This is a genomic window from Hymenobacter sp. UYCo722 (assembly GCF_040547115.1).
In the GTDB taxonomy this organism is placed as follows: domain Bacteria; phylum Bacteroidota; class Bacteroidia; order Cytophagales; family Hymenobacteraceae; genus Hymenobacter.
The window spans coordinates 454,329-480,883 of record NZ_JBEPPC010000002.1 but is presented as its reverse complement, the minus strand read 5'-3'; the positions used below and the strand labels follow the sequence as shown (position 1 = coordinate 480,883).

General features: G+C 64.1%; 22 protein-coding genes. 13 read left to right on the top strand and 9 right to left on the bottom strand.

Going from position 1 to position 26,555, the window contains the following annotated elements; genetic code table 11:
- Positions 1 to 105 precede the first annotated feature (105 nt).
- Positions 106 to 2,568, bottom strand: coding sequence for a TonB-dependent receptor (locus tag ABIB44_RS07785; protein ID WP_354584072.1), 2,463 nt, complete (start codon positions 2,566 to 2,568; stop codon positions 106 to 108).
- A gap of 171 nt (positions 2,569 to 2,739) precedes the next feature.
- Positions 2,740 to 4,098 carry an Nramp family divalent metal transporter gene (locus ABIB44_RS07780; protein ID WP_354584071.1) on the bottom strand — a complete coding sequence of 453 codons (1,359 nt, stop codon included), beginning with the start codon at positions 4,096 to 4,098 and terminating at the stop codon, positions 2,740 to 2,742.
- Between the two features lie 219 nt (positions 4,099 to 4,317).
- On the opposite strand from ABIB44_RS07780, the gene ABIB44_RS07775 reads away from it, so the two are divergent.
- The gene (locus tag ABIB44_RS07775; protein WP_354584070.1) at positions 4,318 to 5,304 is read left to right on the top strand and encodes a cation diffusion facilitator family transporter; all 987 of its coding nucleotides are present in this window, start codon (positions 4,318 to 4,320) and stop codon (positions 5,302 to 5,304) included.
- Positions 5,305 to 5,362: 58 nt separating this feature from the next.
- Here ABIB44_RS07775 and ABIB44_RS07770 read toward each other — a convergent pair whose 3' ends face one another.
- The gene (locus tag ABIB44_RS07770) at positions 5,363 to 6,763 is read right to left on the bottom strand and encodes a PQQ-dependent sugar dehydrogenase (RefSeq protein ID WP_354584069.1); all 1,401 of its coding nucleotides are present in this window, start codon (positions 6,761 to 6,763) and stop codon (positions 5,363 to 5,365) included.
- A 141-nt stretch (positions 6,764 to 6,904) separates the two neighbouring features.
- On the opposite strand from ABIB44_RS07770, the gene ABIB44_RS07765 reads away from it, so the two are divergent.
- Positions 6,905 to 7,357 (top strand): GNAT family N-acetyltransferase, encoded by a 453-nt coding sequence (locus ABIB44_RS07765; protein WP_354584068.1) that lies wholly within the window; start codon positions 6,905 to 6,907, stop codon positions 7,355 to 7,357.
- A gap of 127 nt (positions 7,358 to 7,484) precedes the next feature.
- On the opposite strand, the gene ABIB44_RS07760 is transcribed toward ABIB44_RS07765, so the two are convergent.
- Entirely contained in the window at positions 7,485 to 8,273 is a 789-nt protein-coding gene (locus ABIB44_RS07760) for an alpha/beta hydrolase (protein WP_354584067.1), read from the bottom strand.
- 184 nt (positions 8,274 to 8,457) lie between these two features.
- Here ABIB44_RS07760 and ABIB44_RS07755 point away from each other — a divergent pair, with 184 nt between their 5' ends.
- The 4 genes from ABIB44_RS07755 (at position 8,458) to ABIB44_RS07740 (ending at position 10,539) form a co-directional block, all read left to right on the top strand.
- Positions 8,458 to 8,703 carry a hypothetical protein gene (locus ABIB44_RS07755; protein ID WP_354584066.1) on the top strand — a complete coding sequence of 82 codons (246 nt, stop codon included), beginning with the start codon at positions 8,458 to 8,460 and terminating at the stop codon, positions 8,701 to 8,703.
- Positions 8,704 to 9,008: 305 nt separating this feature from the next.
- Positions 9,009 to 9,464 carry a macro domain-containing protein gene (locus ABIB44_RS07750; protein WP_354584065.1) on the top strand — a complete coding sequence of 152 codons (456 nt, stop codon included), beginning with the start codon at positions 9,009 to 9,011 and terminating at the stop codon, positions 9,462 to 9,464.
- Between the two features lie 112 nt (positions 9,465 to 9,576).
- The gene (locus tag ABIB44_RS07745) at positions 9,577 to 10,020 is read left to right on the top strand and encodes a hypothetical protein (RefSeq protein WP_354584064.1); all 444 of its coding nucleotides are present in this window, start codon (positions 9,577 to 9,579) and stop codon (positions 10,018 to 10,020) included.
- A gap of 99 nt (positions 10,021 to 10,119) precedes the next feature.
- Positions 10,120 to 10,539, top strand: coding sequence for a hypothetical protein (locus tag ABIB44_RS07740; RefSeq protein ID WP_354584063.1), 420 nt, complete (start codon positions 10,120 to 10,122; stop codon positions 10,537 to 10,539).
- A 204-nt stretch (positions 10,540 to 10,743) separates the two neighbouring features.
- Here ABIB44_RS07740 and ABIB44_RS07735 read toward each other — a convergent pair whose 3' ends face one another.
- A complete protein-coding gene (locus ABIB44_RS07735; protein ID WP_354584062.1) occupies positions 10,744 to 11,352 on the bottom strand; it encodes a DNA-3-methyladenine glycosylase in 609 nt (202 codons plus the stop codon).
- Positions 11,353 to 11,442: 90 nt separating this feature from the next.
- The gene (locus ABIB44_RS07730; protein WP_354584061.1) at positions 11,443 to 13,422 is read right to left on the bottom strand and encodes a carboxypeptidase-like regulatory domain-containing protein; all 1,980 of its coding nucleotides are present in this window, start codon (positions 13,420 to 13,422) and stop codon (positions 11,443 to 11,445) included.
- A gap of 878 nt (positions 13,423 to 14,300) precedes the next feature.
- On the opposite strand from ABIB44_RS07730, the gene ABIB44_RS07725 reads away from it, so the two are divergent.
- Together ABIB44_RS07725 and ABIB44_RS07720 are read left to right on the top strand one after the other, a co-directional pair.
- Entirely contained in the window at positions 14,301 to 14,954 is a 654-nt protein-coding gene (locus tag ABIB44_RS07725) for a LuxR C-terminal-related transcriptional regulator (RefSeq protein WP_354584060.1), read from the top strand.
- A 183-nt stretch (positions 14,955 to 15,137) separates the two neighbouring features.
- Positions 15,138 to 18,176 carry a sensor histidine kinase gene (locus tag ABIB44_RS07720; RefSeq protein WP_354584059.1) on the top strand — a complete coding sequence of 1,013 codons (3,039 nt, stop codon included), beginning with the start codon at positions 15,138 to 15,140 and terminating at the stop codon, positions 18,174 to 18,176.
- A gap of 710 nt (positions 18,177 to 18,886) precedes the next feature.
- Here the strand turns inward: ABIB44_RS07720 and ABIB44_RS07715 are convergent.
- The 3 genes from ABIB44_RS07715 to ABIB44_RS07705 all read right to left on the bottom strand — a co-directional run bounded on the left by ABIB44_RS07715 (position 18,887) and on the right by ABIB44_RS07705 (position 20,949).
- A complete protein-coding gene (locus ABIB44_RS07715) occupies positions 18,887 to 19,129 on the bottom strand; it encodes a transposase (protein WP_354584431.1) in 243 nt (80 codons plus the stop codon).
- 111 nt (positions 19,130 to 19,240) lie between these two features.
- Positions 19,241 to 19,738, bottom strand: coding sequence for a hypothetical protein (locus tag ABIB44_RS07710; RefSeq protein ID WP_354584058.1), 498 nt, complete (start codon positions 19,736 to 19,738; stop codon positions 19,241 to 19,243).
- A 209-nt stretch (positions 19,739 to 19,947) separates the two neighbouring features.
- Positions 19,948 to 20,949, bottom strand: a complete 1,002-nt coding sequence (locus tag ABIB44_RS07705; protein ID WP_354584057.1) for a helix-turn-helix domain-containing protein — start codon at positions 20,947 to 20,949, stop codon at positions 19,948 to 19,950.
- A gap of 291 nt (positions 20,950 to 21,240) precedes the next feature.
- Here ABIB44_RS07705 and ABIB44_RS07700 point away from each other — a divergent pair, with 291 nt between their 5' ends.
- From ABIB44_RS07700 to ABIB44_RS07680, 5 genes are all read left to right on the top strand, one after another.
- Positions 21,241 to 23,016 carry a T9SS type A sorting domain-containing protein gene (locus ABIB44_RS07700; protein ID WP_354584056.1) on the top strand — a complete coding sequence of 592 codons (1,776 nt, stop codon included), beginning with the start codon at positions 21,241 to 21,243 and terminating at the stop codon, positions 23,014 to 23,016.
- A gap of 90 nt (positions 23,017 to 23,106) precedes the next feature.
- Complete coding sequence (locus ABIB44_RS07695) at positions 23,107 to 23,826, top strand: CPBP family intramembrane glutamic endopeptidase (RefSeq protein ID WP_354584055.1); 720 nt, start codon at positions 23,107 to 23,109, stop codon at positions 23,824 to 23,826.
- Complete coding sequence (locus ABIB44_RS07690) at positions 23,786 to 24,775, top strand: NAD-dependent epimerase/dehydratase family protein (protein ID WP_354584054.1); 990 nt, start codon at positions 23,786 to 23,788, stop codon at positions 24,773 to 24,775. Before ABIB44_RS07695 ends, ABIB44_RS07690 begins: the two co-directional genes overlap by 41 nt.
- Positions 24,768 to 25,628 carry an SDR family NAD(P)-dependent oxidoreductase gene (locus ABIB44_RS07685; RefSeq protein WP_354584053.1) on the top strand — a complete coding sequence of 287 codons (861 nt, stop codon included), beginning with the start codon at positions 24,768 to 24,770 and terminating at the stop codon, positions 25,626 to 25,628. The genes ABIB44_RS07690 and ABIB44_RS07685 overlap by 8 nt, the downstream gene beginning before the upstream one ends.
- 34 nt (positions 25,629 to 25,662) lie before the next feature.
- Positions 25,663 to 26,463, top strand: coding sequence for a sterol desaturase family protein (locus tag ABIB44_RS07680; protein ID WP_354584052.1), 801 nt, complete (start codon positions 25,663 to 25,665; stop codon positions 26,461 to 26,463).
- Positions 26,464 to 26,555: the final 92 nt, after the last annotated feature.

The following is a 26,555-nucleotide window of genomic DNA, read 5'->3' as shown; positions in this document are numbered from 1 at the left end:
ACTCAATAGTAACAAAGCCCCGCATACGCAGACGGCCAGCCCGCGGCCAAACGGTCGTGCCAATCAAGCCCGAGCTGCCGCCAGCGGTCCCAGCTGGCTTACCCGCTAAAATGGCACCACCACCTTCACCGCCACGTTGCGGCCGGGGTTGTAGATGCCCGCGCGGCCGGTGGGCGAGGCGGCGTAATACTCGAAGTATTTCAGCCGGTTGAGGTGGGCCTGGTAGGCGGTATCGAACACGTTGTCGACCTGCAGCACCAACTGTGCCACCGGCCGGCCAGCCCGGCTGGCGAACGTGGTGCCCGCGCCCAGCCCCAACAGCGCGTAGCCGGCGGTGGCAGTTTCGCTGTTGTCGAGGGCCAGGAAGCGGTTTTGGCGGCCGCTGCCGTCGAGGCTGGCGCGGAAGTAGGTGGCCGTGAGGCGGAGGCCTTCGCGGGCGGGCAGGGTGGCGCGCAGCTCGGTGCGGCCCCGCAGCGGCGGAATCAGGGGCAGGTAGCGGGCGGCGGGGCCGTCGCGCTGGAGCCGGGCGGCATCGGCGTTTTCGCCGTTTACGAAGGCGATGCTGCTGGTGCTGGCCAGCCAGGGCAGGGCGGCAGGGCGCAGGCTCAGGCTGGCTTCGAGGCCGTAGAGGCGGGCGGCGGCCTGCTGAAACTGGTAGGTGGTGTTGCCCGGCACGATGACCACCGGCTGGCCGGCCGCGCTCAACAGGCGGGCCTGGTAGATGAAATTCTGCACGTAGTTGTGGAAGATTTCCACGCTTACATCAAGTGTGGGCTGGTGCCAGAGCACGCCCACGTCCTGCTGCCAGCTGAACTCGGGCCGAAACTCGCGGTTGCCCAGGTACACGATGTGCGCGCCGGGGTCGAGGCCGTTCGAGCCGATTTCGGGGATGTTGGGGGCGCGGTAGCCGCGGGCCAGGTTAGCGCGCAGCGTGAGCCGCTCGGTAGCCAGAAAGCTGCCGCCCACGCTGGCCGACACGCCCCGATACTGCTGCCGAAACGCCGGAAACTGGAGCTGCGCTCCCGCTGCGCCGGCCCGGCTTTCGGCACCGAAACCGGTGGCGGGGTTGGGCGCGACGTAGAAATCCGACCAAGTTATCAACCGCGTGTCGTAGCGCAGGCCGCCGCTCAGCTCCAGCTTGCCCAGCGGCTTTTTCAGGAGCAGGAAGCTGCCGGCATCGAGCAGGTCGTAATTGGGAATGGGGAAATCGGTGGCCTGCTGGTGGCGGTTGAGCTGGCCCATGCCGTTGCTGCCAACGCTGATTTGCAGGCCCTGCCACTCGGGCAGGTGGTAGCGCACATCGTAGCTGTAGGTGGTGAGCTGCAGGGCCAGCCCGGCCTGGCTGGGCACGGTGGGGTGGTTGAATTCCTCGCGGTTGTTTTGCTGCGCGCCCAGCAGCAGGTGCAGCTCGCCGCCGCCCAGGTGCACCTGCGTTTTGGTGAACACCCGGTAGTGCCGGATGCGCTGGTGCAGCGGACTGATGGCGTAGGATTCCAACTCCGCCTCCCCTACTAAAGGCCGGTTTTTAATATCATCCCTTCCACTCTCAAACACCTGCCGGGTGAAGCGGCGGCTGAGCGAGTCGCGGCTGCCGTCCGGAATTTCCTGGCGGTTGTCGTACAGCGTGAGGTAGGCGTGGGTGCTGCCCCAGGCCTTATTCAGGCCCACCATTCCGGTCAAGGTCAGCTCGCGGAAGCCGGTGTTGTACACCGCGCCATCCACGCTATTGCGGTAGTCGCGCGCCAACCGGTGGCTGGCCCGGAAGCTGGTCTGCAAGCCGTGGTTCTGATAGTTCAGCCCCAGCGAGTTGCCCACCAAGCCGTTGTTCGACTGGTACTCGCTCAGCACCTCGCCGCGCAGGCGGCCGTCGGGGCCGTCGGGCAGGGCGGGCAGCAGGTTCACTACCCCGGCCACGGCGTCGGAGCCGTAGAGCAGGCTGGCGGGGCCCTTCACTACTTCCACCCGCTCGATGTCGTAGCCATCCACTTCCACCCCGTGCTCGTCGCCCCACTGCTGGCCTTCCTGCCGCAGCCCGTTGTACAGCGTCAGCACGCGGTTGTAGCCCAGCCCCCGAATGAAGGGTTTCGACACGTTGGGGCCGGTGGTAACGGCGCTCAGGCCCGGAATGCCGCGCACGGCCGCATCAATGACGTTGGTGTTGGCATTGAGGGTGATTTCGCGGCGGCTGAGGGTAGCGATGGGCACGGGGCTGCGGCGCAACTCGGTGGCCCGGCTCACGCCCGTTACCACCACTTCGCCCAGGCCGGCGGCGGCCGTTTCCAGCCCGAAATCAATGGTCAGCAGCTGAGTGGCCACCGTCACGCGCCGCTCGGCCGGCGCGAAGCCCACGGCGCTGGCCCGCAGCCGCTGCACGCCGGTCGGCACGCCGCGCAGCTCGAAGCGGCCGGTGGCATCAGCCGTAGCGCCCACGGTGGTGCCCACCACGCCCACGCTGGCAAACGGCACCGGCTGGCGCTGCTGGTCGCGCACGGTGCCGGTTATTTCGGCGGCCTGCGCCAGGGCCAGCCGGGGCAGCCAGCACAGCAGGATGAGTAGGAGGGTTTTCATGGACATTTTAGCAGTTGGCGAAGGGCAACAGGGAGCCGGCCCGCTAAAAAGCAGGTGCACAGCGTGCGCCATTTGGGGTGTGGGGGCGGGGCTTGCCCCCGCCCGTCGTTGGGTCGAATCGTTGCAATAGTGCGAACGTCCGGGCGGGGCAAGCCCCGCCCGGACCGCTACTTAGCCGAAAAACGTCTGCCAGAGCAGAAAAAGGTTGAGCACAATGATGATGCCCGACACCACCCAAGCCAGCACCTGCACCGCCGGGCGGTTCACAAACACGCCCATTTTGGCGCGGCTGCTGGTGAACAGCACCAGCGGCACCACCGCGAAGCTGAGCTGCAGCGACAGAATAACCTGACTGAAAACCAGCAGCTGGCCGGTGCCCTTTTCGCCGTACCAAATGGCCACAATCAGGGCGGGTACCACGGCGATGAGGCGGGTGATGAGCCGGCGCAGCCAGGGCTTCAGCTTGAGGTCGAGGAAGCCTTCCATCACAATCTGGCCGGCGAGGGTGCCGGTCAGGGTCGAGTTCTGGCCCGAGGCCAGCAGAGCCACGGCGAAGAGCACGCTGGCCGCGCCCGCGCCCAGCACCGGCGTGAGCAGCTTGTGGGCGTCGGCAATGTCGGCCACCCCTTCGTGGCCCTTGCCGTGGAAGGCGGCAGCGGCCGTGACGAGAATAGCCGCGTTCACGAAAAATGCCAGAAACAGCGCCAGCGTCGAGTCGATGGTGGCGAACTTGATGGCCGAGCGTTTGCCGGGCTCGTCCTGCGGAAAGGCTCGCGTTTGCACGATGCTGGAGTGCAGGTAGAGGTTGTGGGGCATCACGGTGGCCCCCAGAATGCCAATGGCCACGTAGAGCATCAGCGGGTTGGTCACGATTTCGGGGCGCGGCACCAGGCCCTTGCTCAGCGCCAGCCAGTCGGGGTGCGAGGCGATGATTTCATACAGGAAGCACCCGAAAATGAGTACGATAAGCCCAGCCACCAGGCTTTCGATAATGCGAAAGCCCTTGTTCTGAAAAAACAGCACCACCAGCACATCGAGCGTGGTGAGCACCACGCCCCAAGCCAGCGGCAGCCCAAACAGTAGGTTGAGGGCAATGGCCGAGCCAATGACTTCGGCCAGGTCGCAGGCGGCAATGGCGATTTCGCACAGCACCCACAGCGCCAGGCTCACGGGGCGCGAGTAGTGGTCGCGGCAGGCCTGGGCCAGGTCGCGGCCGGTCACGATGCCGAGTTTGGCCGCCAGATGCTGCAGCAGCATGGCAAACAGGTTGGAAATCAGCACGACGCTGAGCAGGGTGTAGCCGTAGCGCGCGCCGCCGGCCAGGTCGGTGGCCCAGTTGCCGGGGTCCATGTAGCCCACGGCCACCAGTAAGCCCGGCCCCCAATATGCCATCAGCTTGCGCCAGAATGGGGCATCGGCGGGCGGCACCTTGATGCTGGCGTACACCTCGCTGAGCGAGTTGCCCCGCCGGGGGTGGCGCCAGCCGGTTTCGGCCGGAGGAGTGGTTTCAGTTAGTAATGAGGGAGGCACGGGCAAATTGGAATAGCTAAAGGTAGTGATTTTTAGACGAACCTAAAAATAATTTTTGACTGGCTTAAATACCGCTCTGAGGCCAAAAGGTTGCGCCCGTTCGCCACAGATTATCAAGGACCCGGCTTCGAGTGACTGCCGGGCCGCCCCACCGCGGCTTTGGGCCCGGCGCGCGGCGCGGCATTCGTGGCCGACCTTTGCAGCCGCAATCGCCGCTTCATGACGCCCACAAAAATTAAAAACCGCCTCGGCCTGCTCTCCCTCGTGGTCAGTATCGGCCTGGTGGCCATCAAGTTCTACGCCTACCACCTCACCCGGTCGCAGGCCGTGCTCACCGACGCGCTGGAGAGCATCATCAACGTATTCACCAGCGGCTTTGCCCTCTACAGCCTGTACTTGGCCAGCCTGCCCAAGGACGAAAACCACCCCTACGGCCACGGCAAAATTGAGAACCTGTCGCTGGGCTTCGAGGGCGGCCTGATTTTCATGGCCGGGGCCTTTATTCTCTACAGCGCCTCGCGCCACCTGCTGCACCCCGAGCCCGTGGCCAAGCCCGACTGGGGTGTGCTGCTGCTGGCCAGCACCGCCGTGGTGAACCTGGCCGTGGGCCTGCTGCTGGTGCGCAACGGCCAGCGGCTGAAATCGGTGGCGCTGGTGGGCGACGGCCAGCATCTGTACATCGATGCCATCACGTCCATCGTGTCGTCGGGGGCGCTGCTGCTGGTGCAGGCTACCGGCATCATGCAGTTCGACAGCGGCGCGGCGCTGCTGCTGGGCGGCTTCATTCTGGTGAACGGGGGCCGGATGCTGCGCCGGGCCGTGTCGGGCCTGATGGACGAAACCGACACCGCCGTGGTGGCCGAAGTGATTGCCGAGCTGCAGGCCCAACGCCGCCCGTCGTGGATTGACGTGCACAACCTGCGCGTGCAGCGCTACGGGGCCAACCTGCACATCGACTGCCACATGCAGATGCCTTACTACTTCACGCTGGAGCAAATACACACGCAGCTGCACGACATCGAGGAGCTGATTCGGGCCCGCTTCGCCGTCGAAGTCGAGATGTTCGTGCACGCCGACCCCTGCACCCCCGCCGCCTGCTCGCTCTGCCTGATGCCCGCGTGCCCCGTACGCCAGCACCCGCTGCTGCACGAAGTACCCTGGACGGTGCACAACGCCATCAAAGACGAGCGCCACCACCTGGGCTAGCGGCAAGCGCCGGCCGGTGGCCAATGCCTGCTTTCGCAGCCAAGATTCTGATAGCCAATTATTCCACTACCAGCCGGCGGGTGCCACGTCCGGTTGGGCCAATGGCTTCTACGCAGTAGATACCAGCGGGCAGGCCGTTGAGGTCGAGCTCGGCAAGCAACCCAACCGGGAGCACGCTCCGCACCGGCCGGCCCAGCAGGTCGAGCAGGCGCACCTGCTGGGCGGGAGCAGCCAGGCGCACGGTGGCCTGCCGCCGGGCCGGGTTCGGAAACACGCTCAAGGCCAGGTCGGCCGCCGGGCGGGTAGCCGTGGCCACGAAAGCACGGTTTTCGAGCACGAGAATCCGGTCGTCGGTGGCGGCGGGGCTGCCGCGGCCGTCGCGGTTGCTGGTGCCCACGTACACCCGCCCCTGCGGCGACACGCAGATGGCCCGCAATCGACCAAACCCGGTAAGAAAGTCGGTACGCGCCGGGATGGCGAGGCCCGCCGCGTCGAGGGTGAGCTGGGTGAGCTTGCTGCCCTTGAGCACGGCCAGCAGCAGGCTGCCGCGCCAGCCCGGAATGGCCGGGTGGTCGTAGTAGGTGAGGCCGGCCGGCGCGATGGTGGGCGTCCAGGTGGTGAGGGGCTCGCGCACGTTGTTGGCCGCGCAGAAGGCCACTTCGGCGGGCAGGTCGCAGTAGCCTTCCACGGTGGGCCAGCCGTAGTTGCGGCCGGCTTCAATGCGGTTGATTTCGTCGTCGTTGTTGGGGCCGTGCTCCGAGCTGTAGACGCGGCCGTTGGGCAGCTGCACCAGGCCCTGGGGGTTGCGGTGGCCGAAGGTGTACACGAGGCTACCGGGCGTGGGGTTGTTGGCCGGCACGGTACCGTCGAGATTGAGCCGCAGGATTTTGCCATTGAGCGAAGCGCGGTTCTGGGCCTGGGGCTGCTGCTGGGCATCGCCGGTGCTCATCAGCAGGGTGCCATCGGCCAGCACCAGCAGGCGCGAGCCGCTGTGGGTGGTAGTGGCCACAATGTTGCCCAGCAGCACCTGCGGGCTGGCGAGCGCGCCGTTGGCGTAGGTGTAGCGCACCAGCTTTTCCTTCAGCACCCCCTGGTCGGTATAGTTGTACACTACAAACACCCAATAAGTGGCCAGCGGCGGCGCGGTGGGCGGTACCACCACGGCCATGCCCAGCAGGCCGCTTTCGTTATTCTCGGTCACGTCGGCGATGGTGAGCAGCGGCAGCACCTGCCCGGTGGCCGGGTTCACGCGGCTGATGCGCCCGCCGCGCTCGGTCATCCAGATGAAATTATCGGGACCCCAGGTCAACTCCCAAATAGTGTTCAGGTTAGTGGCCAACGCCGAGGCCGTAACCGTGGTGGGGCCCACCGGGAAAGTCGTGAGGGCCGGAGCTTGGGCGATGGCCACCTGGGGCAGCACGGCAACCAGGGCCAGCAGGGCATTGCGTAGAAATTTCATGGCAAACGGGCTAAAATTTAGAGCGATTACGCCTACGTTTTCAACAAGATAGCAAACGAAACCCACCCGCCCGCGCCTAGTGGGGACTACGCCCATTCCCGACCGGCAGCCGTAGCTTGCCGTCGCATTCCCCGTTGCCTTATGTCCGACTTCTTTACCGCCGCCCACCCTTCGGGCTACACCCTCAGCACCGACCCTGCCCGGCTCGACATCCCGGCCGTGCACCGCTGGCTGAGCGAGGACTCGTACTGGGCGAAGCACATTACGCGCGCCACCGTGGAGCGGGCCATTGCCAACTCGCTGTGTTTCGGCATCTATGCCCCCGACGGGCAGCAGGCCGCCTTCTGCCGGGTGGTAACCGACCGGGCCACCTTCGCCTGGCTCTGCGACGTGTTCGTGCTGCCCGCCCACCGCGGCCATGGCCTCTCGAAGTGGCTGGTGAAGCAAATGCTGACCCACCCCGACCTGCAAAACCTGCGCCGCCACCTGCTGGCCACTTTCGACGCGCATACGCTCTACCAACGCTTCGGCTACGAGCCCCTCGACCGCCCCGACCGCTGGCTGGAGATGAAGTTGGCAAACCCGTATGGATAGTCGAATACTTGGTGTGGGTTAGTTATTCCACTGTTTACGTGAACGCCTTTCCGGGTTACAGCATGGTGTATTCGCTCCCCAGCCGGGGCTGCGGGCGCGGTGCGTACGACAATGGCAATTGCTAGGCTTATGACAGCGCGGCCAGCCATCGTTGCACGAAGGCCGCATCTTCGCGCCAAGTAGATTGGCCGAGCAGGGCATGGCTGCGGCCGGGCAGCTCCTGGTAGTCAGTCACGGAGCCGGCGTGCTGGTAGCGCCGGTGGTTGGCACGGTTGAGGGCGGCGGGCATGATGCGGTCGGCCCCGCCGGCCAGAAACAGCAGCGGCGCGTGCGGCCGGCGAAAGTCGATGCGAGCATCCAAGCTGAGGGCGCCGCGAATGGTCTTTTTCGATTCGGGCGCGGCCAACTCGTCGTAGTACTTCTGCTGGTCGGCTAGGGGCAGGCCGTTGGCAATGGCGTACTGCCACTGCGCGAAGGTGGGCAGAAACGTCGTTTTCAGGGAAGAAAAAAGGCCCAGCATGGGCAGGACAGACCGGACGAGCGACCAGTTGGCCACGACCACGCCCAGGGGCGGCGCTGACTCGATGGCCACGCCGGCTGCCACGGCATCCTGTTGGAGCAGCAGTTGCACGATGAGCCCGCCGAAGGAGTGCCCGATGACAATGGGCTTGACGGGAAGCTGCGCGATGAAATCGGTGTACACCTGCACCACATCGGCCAAGCCATTTTGGGCGATGGGCGAGTGCGGGTGTTGGCGACGGAGTTCTGCGGCCGGGGCCTCCTTGTGGGGCCAGGCGGGGGCGTAGCAGGTGTAGCCCTCCGCCTCAAAGAATGACTTCCAGTTATCCCAACTCGCCGACGTGACGACAGCACCCGTAATAAAAACGATAGTGGAACAAATAGGGGTTGAACTCATAGAATAAACATAACGCTCAAATCTTTGAACGGGCCCCGTTTACCCTACTACCATTTTCCTGACCGCAAGTTGTGCCAGGCTGACCAACGGTGGGCACGGTCATCCGCCTGGGTGCTGGCCTATTTTTCTTCCATATCTTCGCCTGCCGGAAGGACGCACCTTTCTGCTTTTGCCGCCCCGCACCATGCCCCTGCTCCAATTCTACGCCCAGTTGTTGTTCCAAGCGGCCGCGCTGCTTGCGGCGGGGCTCACGCTGGCCTGCCTTGCGGTCCTCGTGGTGCTGGGTGGCGCCATGCCGGGCGTGGAAATGAGCGAGCAGGTGGCCCGCGCGGCTGCAGCGTTGCACCGTAAGGCCGGCCGGCTGCTGGCTTCGGCCCGGCCCTGCAACGCCCCGGAGCCCACCGTTTCCGGGTCCGGCGACGCCGGGTAAGCCCCGGGGATTACCTCCCTCGAACAGCCGCTGCACCGGCCGGGTCGTAGCGACCTGTTGATAGTTATTTATTTTTAGAAAACCACCAAAAAAGGGCACTGAGGCTCGTTTATCCCCAGAAAAGGACTTGTTCGCCCCCCCGTTGAGGTCAGCGCGAAGGTAGCAGTAGCGCGACCAGTCGGCTGGCATATTCCTCGTAATTCTGTACAGCGCACGTTTACCTTGCCACCCTTTGGCTGAACGGAAGTTCGGCGAGTTTTACTAGGTTCACTACCTTGAAGCTTTTCCATCCCTACTGACGCAGCATGCAAACGGAAAAAGGCGACTTGGTACAGAAGGCAAAAGTCGGCGAATTCGATGTCATCGTACACGGCTGCAACTGTTTTTGCACGATGGGCGCCGGCATCGCCAAAACCGTCAAGCAGGTTTTCCCCGCTGCCTATGAAGCGGATGCCGCCACTGTTGTCGGCGATAAAATCAAGCTGGGACAATACACCGTGGCCACCGTCGAAGCCGGGGGCAAGCCCTTGGCCATTGTCAACGCCTACACCCAATACCAGTGGAAGGGACCGGGTCGCAAAGCCGACTACGCGGCGCTGCGTCAGGTTTTTCGGCGCGTAAAGCAGGAATACGCGGGCCAACGCATCGGTTATCCCGCCATTGGGGCAGGGTTGGCTGGGGGAGAGTGGTCAGTGATTGCGGCTATTATAGAGGAAGAGTTAGCGGGCGAGGACCACGTTTTTGTGGAATGGCAGAAGTGAAAAGTCTTTTATTCCGACCGTTTTGCTAAACGTCCGAAGTCAAGAATTTCAATGGTATTCGGCCGGTTAGCAAGACAACAGCGCCGTGCGGCCAAGCACTACTTTCACCTGCATGAACAAACATTGGTTTCTCTTCGCGTGCGGCTGGGGGGTGCTGGCGGCGTGCAAGTTCCGGGGCGTGCCCCCCACGGCCGCGTTGGAAGGCCGCTGGAAGCTGCGGGGCATCACCGATTCCACCTTTACGCGGGAAGGGCATTTGCGCGCCCGGAAGGAATTGCCCGTGACACCGAATAGCTACACGCACCTGGTCATCACCCCGCACCACATCGTCTACCACAAGCGCGGCGACCGTTTCTTCAACTCCGCACAGCCCTACACCCGCCAAGGCGACACCCTGCGCATCGTGACGGCCGCCGACGCCACGCCCGCCGACGGCCCGCTGCTGGTGACCGTTGCGCTCCTCGATGCCCACTGGTTGGTAGTGCGGCTGGTGCAGCCTCATCCGCCGGGTTGGCGGTACGATTACTCGACGTACACCTCTTACTACACCAGGTAAGTCAAAGAGAAAGCTCCTAACTTTAAACACTGCGCGTTCAAGCCAGTACCGTTTTTGTAAACCCTTTTTTTGCCAGTTGGACGCTGTACTTTGCTAGCCATGACAATCTTGAACACAAGCAAATGGCTGTTAAAGAAAGTGCATAGGGCCTTCTTCTTATTGTTTCTTTCGTTTTATGCGCTGGTTAAGCCTTTGGATAAAAGAGGAAATGGAGCGGTGGTCGCCATTGCTTTTTTAAGCACCGCCTTGGCCCTGTACTCAACCCTTTTGTGCAACGTAACGCTAGCGCATATTGCTTTGAAAACAGGCACACTGCTCACGCATGACATCGCGTTGTATTATGCGCTCTACACGTCTGCGGCCATTGGATTTGCTGCGTTTTATTATGCGTACCTCACTAAAATTGTTTCCACATCAGTCCTGCCAACGGTGAAGTTCGGAAGGTGGATGACCGCATTCCTGACGCTGTTCTCTCTGGTTTTCTATTTCACTTCCTTTTTCGTGATTATTGTTTATTAATTGCTTCGCTGTCAAACGCTCCTTTCCGTGAACCACTCGCAGTTCCTCGGTACCAAGTGCCAGTGAGCCACTGCAACACGCGGCGAGTTTAATAAACCCGTCTACGAATCAACGTTTACGAAATGCCCAAAGGGGATGAGTTTCGTAAACCAGGGTTACGCTGAAAAACGCGCTTTTCTGCCCCTACAAATCCAGCGTGGGCTCTCACTTCGCCGGGCTCGTCCATTTGCTCTCTTCCACCCGAAACCGCCACGGCAGCCCGGCCGCTTCGGCCCCCGCGTAGGCCAGCCCCACCCGGGCACTGGCTACCACCTCGGTTTCGGCCACGATTTCGCCGTGGTCCTCGAACCAAATTTCCGGCCCCGTCACCAGCGCGCCACTGAGCGTCGGCGTGATGCCCAGCGCCTGCGAGAGCACGCCCGGGCCGGCCGTGAGGTTGCGGCCAGGCTTTTCCAAACCGCGCCGCCGCATCATCTCCGCCACGCCCACCAGCGGCTCGATGGCCCGGATGAGCACCGTATCGGGATGGTCGGCATCGTGACAGGCGATGTTGAAAAGGGCGTGGCGGCTATACACGGTGTAGATGTAGGCGTGGCCGCCGGGCACATACAGGCCCTGCGCTTGGTGGCCCTTGCGCTGCAAATGCATGGTCATCGACTGGTCGCCTTCGTGTCGGTAGGCCTCGGTTTCGACAATGCGGCCGGCGGTGACTACGCCGTCGATGCGCGTGTAGAGGTGCTTACCCAGCAGCTCGCGGGCAATGGTCAGCACGTCGGGGCGCTGGAAGAAGGCGGTGGGCAGCTTAGCGGGCATGGGCAAAAAGAATGGAGCGTGAACGCGGCGAGTCCGCGCGGGGCGGCCTCGGCATCCACATACGTATCCTGCCCCGCCGCCGCCGCCCCGCTACGGCCGCAACCGGTAGTGCAGCCCCAGGCTTAGTAGCCAGTGCTGCGGCTGCCAGGGCAGCGTGACGGCAGGTTGCCCGTTCACGCGCAGGTCCACGTCGGCGTTGGGCAGGTTGAGGGTGGCCGAGCTGCGCGCGAGGAAAAATCCGCTTTCCTCGTCGAGCTGCAGCTGGGCGCGGGTACGCAGCGGCAGCAGGTAGCTCACATCGGCCACCAGCTCCAGCTGGTGCGTCAGTTCCAGGCCCAGGCCGAGGGTGGGCAGCACGGCTTCGGTGAGGGTTTGGAGGCGGGCACTGAGGCGGTCGGCCCCGAGGTGGGTGCCGGCCACGCGCAGGCTGGCATCGGGGTTGTTGAATGTGCCCACGGGGCGGGCCACCGACTGGCGGACATACGCCAGGCCGGCGCAGCCGTAGAGCGGGCGGTGGCCCGGCCGCAGGTTGCGCTGGTAGCGCAGGCCATACTGCCAGCCTTTCCCTTCAAACTGCCCATACAGCTGGGTTGATGCCACGCGCAACGTTAGCGCTTTCGTGAGGGCAAACTGATAGTCGAAACTGGTAGTCAGCGCCGCCCCCGGGCCCGCCACGCTGGCCGCGCCCCGCAGCGCGAAGCCGGAACCCGCCGGCGCGTAGCCCACGGCCAGCTCGCCGCCCGCCCCGGCCAGCGGAAACGGACCCACCGCCGCCCCGGAAATCAAGCGACTCACGAAGCGCACCAGCCCCGACTCCCGGGCCGGAGGCGAATTGGCCGGGCCATTTGCGCTGGTATCCGCGCCGGGCCGGGGTGCCCGGAAGAGCGAGTCGGCCCGCTGCTGGCGGGGCTGGTCGAGCAGGGCCTGGCGCAGGGCGGCCGACGGCAGCAGCGTCGTTTGCCCGGCCCAGAAAACCGAATCGTAAGCCACCGTGGTGCGCAGAAAAACGTCGCGTTCCTGGGCCCGGTCCACGTAGCCGGGGCGCACCAGGCCGGCGGTATCGATGGCCGTAGCCAGAAACTCGCCGAAGTAGTTCAGCGGCGGGCCAATGGGCAGTTGGGCACGGGTTTGCCACCACACGGTTTTCAGGTGCCAGCGGCCGGCGTAGGGCTGGTAGGCCACGCGCAGCCGGCGGGCGCTGGCCCCGTGCCCGCTTCGGCGCAATCCGGCAGCGGTGTAGTGCCACTCGGCCCCCAAAAAGACATAGCTGGCCTGGTCGATGTAGAGCCGGCCTTCGCAGTCGGCCCGGCGGTTATTGGCTCGCGGCCCGAAGTCCACCACGTACACGGGCTGGCCGGCGTAGCTGCTGCCGGGGGCCAGCCGGTAGGCATAGTCGCGGAAGTGTTTCGGGCTGATGAACTGGGCCCGCCGGTGCACAAAATCGCCAAACTGCGCAATGAATGGCCCACCCGCCCAGTCGATGCGCACGGTCTGCCCGGCGGGCCGCAAATCGACCTTGCGGGCCTGCCGAATCTGCACGTCGCCATCGTCGGCCGGCTGGCGGTAATCGGGCTTATACACGGTCAGCAGCCCCTCCACCAAATAGCGCGGCCGGCCGATACTGTCCTGGTCCGACTCGCGGTAGAAGCCCGTGAGCTGAGTGGCCCGCGCCGGGTAGTTGCGCGGAATGCGCGCCACTGCCTCGCGCACAATGCCTTCGACCGAGCCCATTACCTGCACCTCGCCCAGCGCGGCCGGATTTATTCGCAGCTCAATCAGCAGCTCCGGCCCGGGCAGCGGCGGCAGCGGCTGGCCGTAGCTGCGGTAGCCCAGCAGCGCCACCGTGAGCCGGGCGCTCTGGTAAGTGGGCGGCACGCTTAGCACGAACCGTCCAGCGTCGTTGGTGCTGGTGCCGAGGCGGTTGTCGGCCACGCCCACCTGCGCGTTCGGGATGGGCTGGTGGGTCTCGGCATCGAGCACACGGCCCCGCAGCACGGTATTTTGCGCCTTGGCCGGGAGAACGCCCAGCAGCATTAAAAGCCAGAAACCACGCAGCACAGCAGTCCTCATTTCAGATTGGGTTCGGTGCCTGCGGTACGCAAAACTGCCCCGTTTAGGCTGTTTGCATACGGGGCTGACCAAATACAAAACAGAAAAGACAGCACAGTGACTATTACAACCTTGATATTACGTGTTGCCGACGACCATTTGCAAGGTGCAGAACCCCTTAGCACCTAATTCAAGTCGTCATCTTCTAAATGAAGCTGTTCAGGAAGTCGCCCCAAACAACCAGCCCGTCATGCCGTGCTTTTGACTTCCCAGACAGCTTCAATAAGTAACTGGCAAGCGCAGTCGCCAACTATCGTTTACAATCAAATCGCCCGTTGGGATGAGTCTCAATTGCATTCGTTGCTTGCGCCTAGCCGAGCCCACTTACCTGCGCACCGTTCAGAGCGATTTCCAGGTTTGTGCACAGTTTTCATAAACGGCAGAAAGACGCAAAATATTGCGTCTCCTCGTGGAACGGCTCGCCGTAGCGCCGGGCGATTTCGCTCAACGACGAGATGTGCTATTTTGCGTCTCGTCGTTGTGTACACTGTATTGGAAACCGCTCTAAGCAAACTTTAGCATGGCTTTTTCACGGATTGTGCCTATACGACGTTTCCTGCACTGCGTAACCGTGAAAGCTACGGCCGGACCTACCCGGCAAGGCCCTGTATTGTCTAAAGTCCTGATTGGCTAAGCCTACTACCCAGCCGGTGCGCCCTCTGGGCTGGCCAGTTGAGCTGAATTCCCAACCGCGCCGCCTTGCATCCGCGGCAACTCCTGCGGGCCGGGACAGCGCGGGCAACGGCTGGGGTGCCGGCGGCCAAGGCCCGGCGGCTTACGCCGCCATCTCCCCCTTTCGTGTCATAGCGCCGCGCGGCAAAGGCCGCTACTTTTGCTCCATGCAAACTCGGCTCCCCCTGGCCATCATCGAAGACCAGACCCCCATCCGGGAAATGCTGCACCAGTACTTGGGTGCCCAGCCCGAATTTGAGTGCGTGCTAGTTGCCGTTTCAATGGAGGACTTTTTCCAGCAGCTACCCGCCCTGGGCACGCTGCCGGCGCTGGTACTCTCCGACATTGGCCTTCCCGGCCGCTCGGGCATCGAAGGGCTGCCGCTCATTCTGGCGCGGCTGCCGGAGGCGCAGGTACTCATGCTGAGCGTATTCACCGATGCGCCCCGCGTGTTCGAAGCCATTTGCGCCGGGGCCGTGGGCTATTTGGTGAAAAACACGCCGCTGCCGCTTATCAAAGCCAACCTGCTGGAAGTAGCCGTCGGCGGCTCGCCCATGTCGCCGGCCGTGGCGCGGCACGTGCTGCAGGCATTTCGGCGGCAGCCGCCGGTGGCGGTAGCAGCTACGGCCTCGGCCCGCCTCACGGCCCGCGAGCAGGAAGTGGTGACGGCCGTGGAGGAGGGACTGAGCTACAAGCTTATTGCCGACACCTTCGGCATCAGCCACGAAACGGTGAAAAACCACCTGCGGGCGGTGTACCGCAAGCTGCACATCAACTCGAAGGGGGAACTGCTGGCGATGGCCCTGAAGCGGCGCGGGTAGGCACCGGCCCACCCACCACCGGCGCCGCTGCCGGGCCAGGCACAGAGCAGCCACCCAAACGAGGACAGGCCGCGCGTTCCGTCGCGGAAGGGGGATGAAATGCCTCCCCTGGCTCTCCGGCGCGAAAGCCGTGTCATATTTGCAGCCAACTTCCAACGCCCGCCCCGCATGCTATGTAAGCTAATGAGAATTTCGCGCTGGCTGGTGGGCGGCTGGCTACTGATGGCCGGGCCGGTGGCGCAAGCCCAGCAGCTGGAGCAGCAGCCCGACCGCGTGTTGAGCACGGTGGGCATCCGCGACGTGAGCAGCGACCCGACGGGCTTTGCCTGGGTGGCCGCCCGGCCGTGCCTGTTTCGCTACGACGGCCGGCAGCTGGTGCCCCTCGGGCAGTTGATACGGAAAGGGCCGCACCCGAGCGGCGAGGCCAGCCGGGTCGCCGTCGACTCGACCGGCACGGTGTGGATAGGCATGTATAGCGGGCTGTATGCGTTTGTGCCCGCCACCGGCGAGCTGCGCCAGGTGCCGCTGCCCCCGCGTGGCGGCCAATTCAGCGCCCTGCTGGTCTACCGGGGGGCGCTGTGGATTGGCCGGGGGATAGACCCGTGCCAGCTGTTCCGGCTGTCGTTGCGGCATCCCCGGCAGCCCCCGCAGCTGGTGTGGCAGCACCCGCACGAGCTGATACGAGGCATCGAGCCCGACTCGGCCGGGCGGCTGCTGGTGGCTACTGAGCAGCATCGCTGGCTGCTGCTGCCCAGTGGCCGCGTACAGCCCGTGGCCGGCAACAGCCACCGCTACCGGGTGCAGCAGGCCGATGGGCAGCGCTACACGCAATGGGCCGACCACCCGCTTCGTCTTCCTCATGGCTCTTACTACTTGACCGACAGCACCCTGCTGGAGCATCGGCCACCGCAGCCGCCGCGGGTGCTGGCCCGCTGGCTCCGCAACATCTCCTCGGCCGCCGTACCGCGCCTGAACGTGCTGGAGCTGGACAGCACCTGGTACTGGCTGGGCACCGGCGAGGTACTGGCCCTGTCCATCCGGCGGCAGCGGCGGACGCCAGCGCTGCAACACTACCCGGTGCCCCTGGCCCCCGAGTGGAATGGGTTGCTGTGCTTCAACCGTGACCGGACGGGGCTGTGGGCCTTTGCCGAAGGCATGCCGGGCGTGTTTAGTTTGCGGCCCCGGCGGGCCCCCGTTCAGGCGCTGCCCGTGGCCGGGGGGCCGCGCCTCAGCACCCGCGCCATCAACCGGCTGGCCGATGGGCGGCTAGTGGTGGGCAGCTACTCGGGCACGTTTGCGCAGGCGGCCGACAGCCCGGTAGCCCCCTTGCGCCCCTGGCCGGGCCTGGCGCTGGGACCCGTGTGGTTCTGCAGCCTGCGCCTGCCCGATGCGCGCCTGGTGGTAGGGTTTGAAAACGTGGGCATCGGGCTGCTGACGGGGGGGCAGTTTCAGAAAATCGACTGGGCCGGGCCTCACCCCGAACCCACGGGCCGCACCACCTTCTGCCTGCTGCGCGACCGGGCGGGGCGGGTGTGGGCGGGCGGGCAAGAGGGCCTGTTTCAGCTCGACCTGGCCCACCGCACGCGCCGCCGCTACCGCGAACGCGACCCCACCTGGCCGCTGCATCACTGCGAGATTGAGGCCCTGAGCGAAGGTGCAGACGGCGCGCTGTGGCTGGCCACCAACCGGGGGCTGTACTGCCTGCAGCCCGCCACCGGCACCCTGCGCCACTACGGCCCCGACGAGCCGGCACCCTACCACCTGCCCACCAACCTGTTGCGTTGCGTGCTGCCCACCCACCCCGACAGCGTGTGGGTGGGCACCCTCGATGCCGGCCTGCTGCTGCTGCACCCCCGGCGGGGCGTGCAGCAGCAGCTCACCCTGGGCCGCGGGCTGCCCAGCGAGGCGGTAGCCTTCGTGCTGGCCCCCCGGCCGGGCCGGGTGCTGTGGGTGGGCACCCACAACGGTCTGGTGCGCTACGAGCCCCGCACCGGCCGGCGCAGCGACCTGACCACCGCCGAAGGCTTGGCCACCAACGAGCTGAACCGTCAGTCAGGCTGGTACGACTCGGTGCGGCAGCGCCTGTACGTGGGCGGGGTGGGCGGGCTGAGCGTGCTCGCGCCCCAGGACCTGGCCACCGCCCAGTACCGGCCCCGGCTGCTGCTCACCAGCCTCACCCAGCACCACGCCCAGCCCGACACCATTCGCACCGATTACCTGGCCGGCACCCTGCCCCAGGGGCTGGAGCTAGCCCCCGGCGACGCCTTCGCCGACCTGGCCTTGAGCCTGAGCGACGACGTGGGACCCGAGCCAGGCCGCTTCGCATACCGCTTGCTGGGCACCGGGCCCGCGCCCTGGCAGGAGCTGGGCACCGGCAACCGCCTGCGCCTGCAAGGATTGGAGCCGGGCGATTACATGCTCGAAATCCGGGGCGAAACCGCGTTGGGCACCTCCACCCGCAACGGGCTGCGCGTACCGGTGCGGGCGCGCACCTACTGGTGGCGCCGCCCCGGCGTGTGGGCCGCCCTCACGGGCCTGCTGGTGGCGGCGGCGGTTGGCGGGGTGTACTGGTGGCAGCGGCGCCGCGGCCAGCGGCGGGAGCGACACTGGCAGGCCGAACACGCCCTGCGCCAACGCATTGCCGCCGACCTGCACGACGACGTGGGCAACTTGCTCACCCAAATCAGCATGCACAGCGACCTGCTGCGCGAAACGCCGCACAGCCCGGCCCAGACCCGGGACCGGCTCGACGCCCTGGCCATCGCCTCGCGCCAAGCCGCCCAGCAGATGAGCGACGTGGTGTGGAGCCTCGATGCCGGCCCGTTGCGCCTGGGCCAGCTGCTAGACCGCATGCGCGACCACGCCCAGGAGGTGCTGCCCCCCGCCGGCCTCGACGTGCGCTTCCGCGTGCCCGCCGACTTGCCCGACCCTACCCTGGCTCCGGCGCTGCTCCATAACTTTTACCTCATCTACAAGGAGGCCTTGCACAACGTGGTGAAGCACGCCCACGCCACTACGGTCACGGTGCAGCTGGCGGCGGCGGCGGCCGGCCTCACCCTTACCGTGGCCGATGATGGCCGCGGCCACGACGGTAGCCCCCGCCCCGGCGGCCGCGGCTTGGCCAACATGCAGGCCCGCGCCCGGACGGTGGGCGGCACCGTGCGCTACGAGCCGTTGGCGAGGGGCTTCGCGGTGGTGGTGACGGTGCCGTTGGACGGGTAGCAGTTCTGCATCCGCCGCCTCAGCGCCGCGCGCCTGCCCCACGCCGCAGCCCTAAGTTGTTCTCCCTTACTCACGTTCAGCCCGGCCCAAGTGGCGTGGCACGCCGGGTTGTTGCGCATCGGTAGCATCCTCGTTAGCCCCTGCCTGTCGAGCGGGGGCACCGCATGTTGGACGGTGTTGCCGGGGCTTCATGGCTGCATTATTTCCCAGTAATGGGGTGCCGCGTGCTGCCGCAGAATACCGCTTTTTCAGGTGTTGCGTTCAGTTTGCGTCCGGCCACCCCAAGGGGCGACCGGATTTTTTTAGGTGGCCGGGTGCTGACTTCCCGGCAAAGTACCACGTCGTCCTGCGTTTTCGCATGACACTAACGTGTCATACCGCGGGATTGCCCTGGCCGGTAACTTTGCATAGTTATCAGATGAAATTGCATTTGCCGGTCGCTGCTTCGAAGGAAGGAGCGGAATGTTCTTAATCTCCCGTTTTTCTTAAGCGCATGCGTACATGTTTCTCTTCGGACAGTACCCGTCCTGCCACCGTGTCGGCAACCACTCCAGCCCGCCTTCCCCGCTCGGCACGTCATCAGCTCTGGCATCTGAATACCCCCCTGCTAAGGGCGCTGCTGCTGTTGAGCGACTGGCCGCAACGGACCTCCCTCGGCACCGGCGGAGATTCCCCCCTTATCGGGCGGTCGGCCTAGGCTGTACGGACAACTACCGAAGCCAGAACAAGGCTGAAATGAAATGCAGCAGTCCCAGAAAGCTGCTGGCTAGTTTGTCGTAGCGAATGGCCAGGTGGTGGGACTGCCTGAGCCGGCTAAAGAACCGTTCGACTTTAGTGCGGTCGCGGTGCAAATCCCGGTCAATACGGCGTTGGGGGCGGTTTTTACTTGCTGAGAATGACGACTCTGGTGCCGAGGGCTGCCCGGAGCCCGTATCATAGCCGTTGTCTGCCAGTACGTTTTCCGAGCCAACAGGCGCAACGCATTACCCAAAGCATCGACCGGGGCGTGAAGTCTGATAGTAAGCCTGCGGCGGCGGCGGTTGAGGGCCGCACGTTCTGTCGATTTATTCCCTGCGGCTCTCGTACCAGTCCCCGCCTTTTGCAACGTACTTTTCCCCGGGCCGCGTAGCAGTCTTGATGTCCCGCGTCTTGAGGAGTATAATTTGAGGACTGTATGCTTGCACCACCGCGGTAACCGTGCCCTGCGGGCCGACCTCTAAGCTCGTCACATTCAAACGCATGAATTGCTGCACCAAGGAATTGTCCGTGGATGCAAGCTGTGAATACGGGTTTCCCTGCGAGGCGAATTTGAGGAAGTGGCTGCGCTGGAGCGCGTAGTTATAGGAATACAGGGCAAACCCGGTGGCAGGCGGTTTGTAAATAAAGACCCTGGCCTCCCCTGCGCGCCGGTCGATACTCCGGACGAACAAGTAGGTGCGAGCGAAGGCCGAAAAATCGTCGCCGCCGTGCTGACGAAGAAAGGCCGTGGCCGGGGGTTGCTCGCGGCAGGCCCCCAGGGCCAGGAGCACCAGCGGGAGCATTCGGGCGAAAGGATTCGTCATGCGCAAGGGCAGATAAAGAATGAAGCGACCAAGCGCACCCAGCCCAGCATGACTCACGGCTCACCAAAGCCAGGAAAAAGCAGGCATAATCAAACGGTTAGGCAGCCATGTCTGCTGCAATAATCACCTTACCCCGCTCGTGGAGGCTGGCTTTACAAATAAGCAAGTCGTGCGTTGTCAACTTGCTTGCGCCTGCAGCCGCCGGGGCATTAGCCAAGCACCCGGCACTGCGCCTGCAGGGTAACGCGCAGGCGATTGAAAAACTGCGTCCGCTCCTTCTCGCCGGTTCCGCTGATAAGAGTTGATTTCTTCATCAGGTTGGCGAGGTTAGCAAACATGAAGTCGTTGAATCCTTTATCGCGGGTGCCCACGAAGTAGAGCACGCTGTGGTTGAGAAAGGTGATGCGCTCCGCGCCCAGGTCCGCGGCAAACGTATTGTCGCCCAGCATCAATTCGTTGACAAACAGCCGGTAGCTGGGGCCATTGGGCACGGGCAGCTGCCCCAGGGTCGATTTGGTGCCTGATTCGGCCTGCGCCTCCATAAAGTCGATGAGCTCCCCCACCTTGGCATACAGCAGGCCTACGTCGCCATCGTTGGCAAAGGCTCCGGATTCGTGGTAGAAATTGATTTGGCGCAGGGTGCTGTTCAGGCTCTCCACGTTCCAGATTTCGGTGGTGGGCACGCGGTTGTACAGCGCGACGATGCGCTGGCTGGCCACGTGCAGGTGGCGATACCGGGGGTCGCCGAGCTGGAATTTCACCCCTCGCAGGGCGTCGTCGTGCAGGATGGATTTCATCCAGAAGAAGAATTTGAATTCGGCGAGCTCGGGTATCTGGAAGTGATAAAAGAGGGGAATGTCTTTGATAACAAAGTAGATGTGCGACGCCGGAAACTGGTTCACCAGCAGCAGCTGCCGCTCCACGTCCTGCAGCCACCGCTCCAGGGGGTGTTCCTGGTGCAGCTCCTGCCGCCCGGTGAACAGAATGGCCTCGGTTTGCGGAAATAGAAACTGGTCGAGCGACACCCGAAAATGCGTTCCGATTTTTTCCACTTCGGGCAAATCAAGCGGCTTTTCGCCCCGAATGCGCCGGTAGGCACTGTCGGTGCTTAGGCCCAGCACGTCGGCCACTTCCTCTACCAGCGACTGGTGGGGCAGTAGCTGAGATTTGACGTGTTGAAAAAGTCGGACCTGCGCCGTAGGGTGTTCCATAAAAAGCGGAAGTAGCAGAAATTACTAAACCTGGTCAAAAAGGTAGTAAAAAATGCTCCTAATTCAATAGCGGTACGCGGATGTAGTAGCCCGCGCGGTGGGGCTGGCAACAGCTGCGGCACCCGGCGCATGGCGTGCGGAAATAAAGCAGGGGGGTATGAAAGACCAATTAGGGGCTGACGCAGCGGGCTGGTAGCTTTCCAATGTGGTGCACCCGTCTTGCGCAGCTGTGCAGAAAAAGCATTTTATGGCCTCTGCGTGGCATTTCTTCACCTTCTTCATTTTTCAGCTATGTCCAGCACTTACCGTTTTGCTGCGTTCTGCCGCAGCGCGAGAACAATGATTGGGCTCGGCCTGCTGCTGCTCGGGCTCACAGGCCCGGCCGTGCGGGGCCAGTCCCTAACCTGGCAGGCGGTAGTGGCCGCAGGCCAGACCAGCAGCAGCAATTCGGCAGTCGGGGCCATGGCCACCGATGCCAGCGGCAACGTGTACGTGGCCGGTTACTTTTTCGGAAATCTGAGTCTGGGAGCCACCACCCTGGTCAATGTCAGCCAAATAACTTCCGACGTGTTCGTGGCCAAGTGGAGCCCGGCCACCAGCAGCTTCGTGTGGGCCCTGCGCGCCGGCGGCCAGGGCAACGACTACGGCAATGGCCTGGCCGTGAACGGCAGCAGCGTGTACCTGTCGGGCTCGTTCGACAGCCCCACCATGAGCTTTGGCTCCGTGGTGCTCACCAACACCGGGGCCTACGATGCCTACGTGGTCAAGCTCACCGATGCGGGCCCCACCGCGAGCTTCGTCTGGGCGCAGCGGGCCGATGCCGAGCGCGCCGATGCGCTGGCCGTGAGCGGGGCCAACGTGTACGTAGCGGGCGGATTCCTGGGGGCCACCGCCCAATTTGGGCCCCTGACTCTGGCCAACGCTGACCCCAGCGGCAGCACCGCCGACCTGTACATTGCCAAACTGACGGATGCAGGCCCCACGGGCAGTTTTGTCTGGGCCCAACGGGCCGGTGGCCTGGACTACGAAAGCGCCAGCGCCCTGGCCGTGAATGGGGCCAACGTGTACCTGGCCGGGTTCTTTGCGAGTTCGACCATGGCCCTTGGCGCTATCACCCTTACCAATGCCAGCCAGCCGGCGGGCGGCTTCAATTCCGATGCGTTCGTGGCCAAGTTCGTAGATGCGGGCGCGTCGGCCAGCGTTGCCTGGGCGCAGCGAGCGGGCGGCCTGGGTTCCGAGGGTGCCAGCGCCCTAGCTGTGAATGGCTCCAACGTGTACGTAGCGGGAAGCTTTTCGAGCCCAACCCTGGTCCTTGGCTCCGCGACCCTGACTAATGCCAACCCCGGCCCCGGTACCGGCCCAGCCTTAACCGACGCGTTCGTGGCGAAACTGACCGACGCGGGCACGAGCAGCAGCTTCATCTGGGCTCAACGCGCCGGGGGCACCGACAGCGACGAAATCAGTGCCCTGGCCGTGCGCGGGACGAGCGTGTACGCGGCAGGCACTTTCCGCAGTACCGCAGCCGCTTTTGGCACGACCACGCTCGTGGGCAGCAGCAGCGGCGAGGTATTCGTGGCAGAACTGGCAGATGCGGGGAGCACCGGTCAATTCATGGGGGCGCAGCAAGGAGGCGGCCCGGGCACCGACCAGGCCAACGTGCTGGCCCTAAGCGCGACCGCCGTGTACGTGGGAGGCACCGTTTCCCCACCGGCCACTTTCGGCAACGTCCGTCTTACCAGCCCCGTGGGCAGTGGCGTCGCCTTCTTGGCGTCGCTGACTGGGCCGGCTTTGGCCAGCCAGTCAGCCATTCAACTGGCTGGGGTGCGAGTGGTGCCAAACCCAGCCCACGGCCTGGCCACCGTGCAGTTGCCGGGCACGCCTTCGGCTACGCGGGCCACACTTACGCTCTCCGATGTCGTGGGCCGGGTTGTGTACACGCAGGTCTGCGCCCTTCCCGCCGGTGGCTTGGTTCAGGAACTCAACCTCGCCCTACTGGCCCCGGGCCTGTACTACCTGCGCGTGCAAGCAGGTGCTGCTTCCGCCGGCAGCCGGCTGCTCGTCGAATGAGTTTTCTCCTCTCTACCCGCTTTGGGTAGTCACCCCTCTGCCTGAGGCAATGGCCAACGCACGCTCCCGAATAGAAAAACCAGCCCCTCGATGCTACACCCTTCTGCACAATTGCTTTTGTACGCCAGCTGCTACCTGCTGTTTTTGGGGCTGCTGTGGGTGTGTAAATCCCAGCGAGCCCATCGGTTGTTCGATGAAGATGGCCTGGTGGCCACGCCCTGGCTGCTCATGGCCCTGCACGTGGGGGGCATTATCCTGTTTGGCATCATACCGGCGGTATTGCCGCATCAGCCTGCGTTCGCGGCCAGGAGTGGCCCTGCGGAAACAATGCTGCCCACCACCATCACCGTGCTGCTGACGGTGTTTATCAGCCTGTTTGCTCCGCGCCTGGCCGAGAAGAAGTACCGGGCGCTACCCCGCGCCGAAGCATCGGCGAGCCTCGGCAGTGCCTACATCAGCACCTACTTTTTGGTGCGCGTGGTCTTTATCTGCGCTTACGAAAGCTGGTTTCGGGGCGGCCTGCTGCAGGATAGTACCGCGCACTTTGGCGCGCCGGCCGCGGTGCTGCTCAACGTGGCGCTTTACGCCGCCCTGCACCTCGTCAACGGCAAAGCCGAGACGCTGGGCTGCCTGCCCTTTGGCGCGCTGCTCTGCGGCCTGTGCCTGTGGCAAGGGGCCGTCTGGCCGGCCATAGCGCTGCATCTGGCCCTCACGCTGCCCTACGAATTCTGGTACTGGCGCAACATCCCCCACTTCATTCCCCTGCGACATGAAAATCTTGGTAACGGGAGCGTCCGGCTACATCGGTAGTAAGCTCGCCCTTCGGCTCGCCGGCCAAGGGCAGCAAGTGCACGCCCTGGTTCGCAGTGCAGCGGGCCACGCCGCCTTGCAGCACCCCAACATCCGGGTATTCACGGGCGATGTGCTGCAGCCCGAGGGCTTGCGGGCGGCCATGGAAGGCTGCGCCCAAGTGTACCACACGGCCGCCAAAACCGGGGCCTGGGCCCCCAACCCGGCGGTTTTTTACGAGGTCAACGTGGCGGGCACCCGCCAGGTGCTGGCCACCGCCCGGCAATGCGGCGTGACGCGCACCGTGCTCACCAGCACCTGTGGGGCCATTGGCCCGGCCCGGCGTGCGCCCATGACGGAAAACGACCACCACCCCACGGGCCTGGAGATTGATTACGACCGCTCCAAAAAAATGGGAGAAGACCTGGCCCTGCAGTGCGCCCGCGACGGCATGGACCTCGTGGTGGTGAGCCCGGCCAAAGTGTACGGCCCGGGCAGCTCGTCGCACGCCCTCACGGCCAATGCCATTATTCAGGCGTTTCTGGCCAAAGGCATTGCTTTTATTCCTTCTCCCGGCACGTTTGAAGTCTGCTTTGCCTACATCGACGACGTGGTGACGGGCCACTTGCAGGCCATGGCAAGCGGCAGTAGCGGCGAGAAATACATCCTGGGCGGCATCAACGTGTCCTATCGCGACTTTTTTATCCGCCTGCGCCTGCTGGCCGGCCGCCAGGGCCACATTGTGTCCCTGCCCAAGCCCCTGCTCACGGTCCTGGCCCACGCGCAGGTCCTCAACCATCGCCTCACCGGCGGGTCGGTGCGCTTCACGCCGAGGTCCGTCGGCTACCTGTTCCGCAACTACACCTTCAGCAGCGACAAAGCCGTGCGCGACCTGGGCTACCGCATTACTCCCCTCGACGAGGCCCTCACTGCAACCATTCACTTTTTAACGCCCCCCGCTCATGGCTAGCCCGCAGTACACCTTGATTACCGGCGCCAGCGCGGGCTTCGGGAAAGCGCTGGCCACGGAATGCGCCCGCCGGCAGCTCAACCTCATTCTGGTGGCGCTGCCCGGCGAGGACTTGCCGCGCTTCGCCGAGTCGCTGCGCACGCAGTACGGCGTGTCGGTTTGCAGCATCGAACAGGACCTGTGCCGGGAGGCCGGCTGCAGCGAAGTGTTCGGCCAGGTGCAGGCGGCGGGGCTGGAGGTGAACATGCTGGTAAACAACGCCGGCATTGGCAGTACCGCCCTGTTCGGGGAGAAAAGCACGGCGCTGTACGAGCAGCAGATAAAGCTAAACGTGCTGGCCACCACCCGCATGACGCACCTGTTTCTCGACACGCTGAAACGCAACCGGCCGTCCTATGTCCTGAACGTGGGCAGCCTGGCCTGCTTCTACGCCCTGCCGCACAAGCAGGTGTACGGGGCCACCAAATCCTTCGTGTACTACTTCTCCCGCAGCTTGTGCAAGGAGCTGAAACCCGACGGCGTGCACGTGAGCGTGCTGTGCCCGGGCGGCCTGCTCACCAACCGCGAAGTCACCGCCCTCATTCAGGCCGGCAACTACCTGTCGCGCCGGTCCAGCATGACGCCCGAGCAGGCCGCGCCCGTGGCCCTGGATGGCCTGCTGGCGCGAGAAAAGGTCATCGTTCCGGGCCGGCTCAACCGGTGCTTTCTGGTCCTGAACGCCCTGCTGCCGGAGTTTATCAAAGCCATTATTATGAACGGCACCATGAACCGCTTAGCCGCCGGGCACCGCCCGGCGCGCTACGTGGCCGAGGCCCGGGCCGGCGCAAACCGGGCACCCCTCGCCACCTGCTGAATTTCGCTTCCTCACGAGTGCAAACAACCACCTCATGTTCACGTTCGACATCGCTGCGGCCGGCTTTCTGTTCGCCGCCTTCTTTGTAGAGTTCGCCCTGATTCTGCGTCACCAGCCGGCCCCGGAATTGGTACGGGATATCAAGGCCAACTTCCTGATTGGCGTGTGCCTGGTCGGGGTGGGCGTGCTGATGAAGGGAGTGGAATTCAGCGTGTTTTCGGTGGTGTACGGCGTGGCGTTTTTCAAGCCGGCGTTGTCGTGGTGGCTGTGGGTGATTGGGTTTTTCAGCTGCGATTTCGTGCATTATTTCTACCACTGGGTGGGGCACCGAACCCGGCTGTTCTGGGCGGCCCACGTCACCCACCACTCTTCGGAATACCTCAATTTATCGACCGGCTGGCGCACCAATTTTTTTCATCTTTTTTATCGATTCCTGTTCTGGGCGCCGCTGTGTTTGCTGGGCATTCCGCCGGCCATTGTCTTGTTTTTTGAATCCATTACCGCCATTCAGAATTTCATCGTGCACACCGAAAAAGTGGGAAAGCTCGGCGTGCTCGACTGGCTTTTCAATACCCCGTCCAACCACCGGGTGCACCACGGCACCAACCCGGAATACATCGATAAAAACCTGGGCGGCATCCTGATGCTCTACGACCACCTGCTGGGCACCTACGCCCCGGAAAAAGCCCCGCCGGTTTACGGCATCACGCACAACATCGACACGCACAATCCCTACACCATCATCACCCACGAATACCGCCGCCTGCTGCAGGAATTCCCAAAGATGAACGGCATCAAGGCCAAGCTCCAGTACCTGTTGGCGCCGCCTCAATAACCAGAAAGGGTTGACCAGTCCGGTTCGGCTAAATAGCATCGTCATGAAACAGCTGTATTCTCTCGCAAGGCTGCCTCAGTGTGCGGTCAGTC

What these genes read in the sequence shown, in the direction of transcription:
- ABIB44_RS07695 (WP_354584055.1), top strand. Translation starts at nt 23,107, where the DNA reads ATGCTACACCCTTCTGCACAATTGCTTTTGTACGCCAGCTGCTACCTG.
- ABIB44_RS07690 (WP_354584054.1), top strand. Translation starts at nt 23,786, where the DNA reads ATGAAAATCTTGGTAACGGGAGCGTCCGGCTACATCGGTAGTAAGCTC.
- ABIB44_RS07755 (WP_354584066.1), top strand. Translation starts at nt 8,458, where the DNA reads ATGCCCCTGCTCCAATTCTACGCCCAGTTGTTGTTCCAAGCGGCCGCG.
- ABIB44_RS07785 (WP_354584072.1), bottom strand. Translation starts at nt 2,568, where the DNA reads ATGAAAACCCTCCTACTCATCCTGCTGTGCTGGCTGCCCCGGCTGGCC.
- ABIB44_RS07730 (WP_354584061.1), bottom strand. Translation starts at nt 13,422, where the DNA reads ATGAGGACTGCTGTGCTGCGTGGTTTCTGGCTTTTAATGCTGCTGGGC.
- ABIB44_RS07770 (WP_354584069.1), bottom strand. Translation starts at nt 6,763, where the DNA reads ATGAAATTTCTACGCAATGCCCTGCTGGCCCTGGTTGCCGTGCTGCCC.
- ABIB44_RS07710 (WP_354584058.1), bottom strand. Translation starts at nt 19,738, where the DNA reads ATGACGAATCCTTTCGCCCGAATGCTCCCGCTGGTGCTCCTGGCCCTG.
- ABIB44_RS07750 (WP_354584065.1), top strand. Translation starts at nt 9,009, where the DNA reads ATGCAAACGGAAAAAGGCGACTTGGTACAGAAGGCAAAAGTCGGCGAA.
- ABIB44_RS07705 (WP_354584057.1), bottom strand. Translation starts at nt 20,949, where the DNA reads ATGGAACACCCTACGGCGCAGGTCCGACTTTTTCAACACGTCAAATCT.
- ABIB44_RS07685 (WP_354584053.1), top strand. Translation starts at nt 24,768, where the DNA reads ATGGCTAGCCCGCAGTACACCTTGATTACCGGCGCCAGCGCGGGCTTC.
- ABIB44_RS07725 (WP_354584060.1), top strand. Translation starts at nt 14,301, where the DNA reads ATGCAAACTCGGCTCCCCCTGGCCATCATCGAAGACCAGACCCCCATC.
- ABIB44_RS07740 (WP_354584063.1), top strand. Translation starts at nt 10,120, where the DNA reads ATGACAATCTTGAACACAAGCAAATGGCTGTTAAAGAAAGTGCATAGG.
- ABIB44_RS07775 (WP_354584070.1), top strand. Translation starts at nt 4,318, where the DNA reads ATGACGCCCACAAAAATTAAAAACCGCCTCGGCCTGCTCTCCCTCGTG.
- ABIB44_RS07745 (WP_354584064.1), top strand. Translation starts at nt 9,577, where the DNA reads ATGAACAAACATTGGTTTCTCTTCGCGTGCGGCTGGGGGGTGCTGGCG.
- ABIB44_RS07760 (WP_354584067.1), bottom strand. Translation starts at nt 8,273, where the DNA reads ATGAGTTCAACCCCTATTTGTTCCACTATCGTTTTTATTACGGGTGCT.
- ABIB44_RS07720 (WP_354584059.1), top strand. Translation starts at nt 15,138, where the DNA reads ATGAGAATTTCGCGCTGGCTGGTGGGCGGCTGGCTACTGATGGCCGGG.
- ABIB44_RS07680 (WP_354584052.1), top strand. Translation starts at nt 25,663, where the DNA reads ATGTTCACGTTCGACATCGCTGCGGCCGGCTTTCTGTTCGCCGCCTTC.
- ABIB44_RS07735 (WP_354584062.1), bottom strand. Translation starts at nt 11,352, where the DNA reads ATGCCCGCTAAGCTGCCCACCGCCTTCTTCCAGCGCCCCGACGTGCTG.
- ABIB44_RS07765 (WP_354584068.1), top strand. Translation starts at nt 6,905, where the DNA reads ATGTCCGACTTCTTTACCGCCGCCCACCCTTCGGGCTACACCCTCAGC.
- ABIB44_RS07700 (WP_354584056.1), top strand. Translation starts at nt 21,241, where the DNA reads ATGTCCAGCACTTACCGTTTTGCTGCGTTCTGCCGCAGCGCGAGAACA.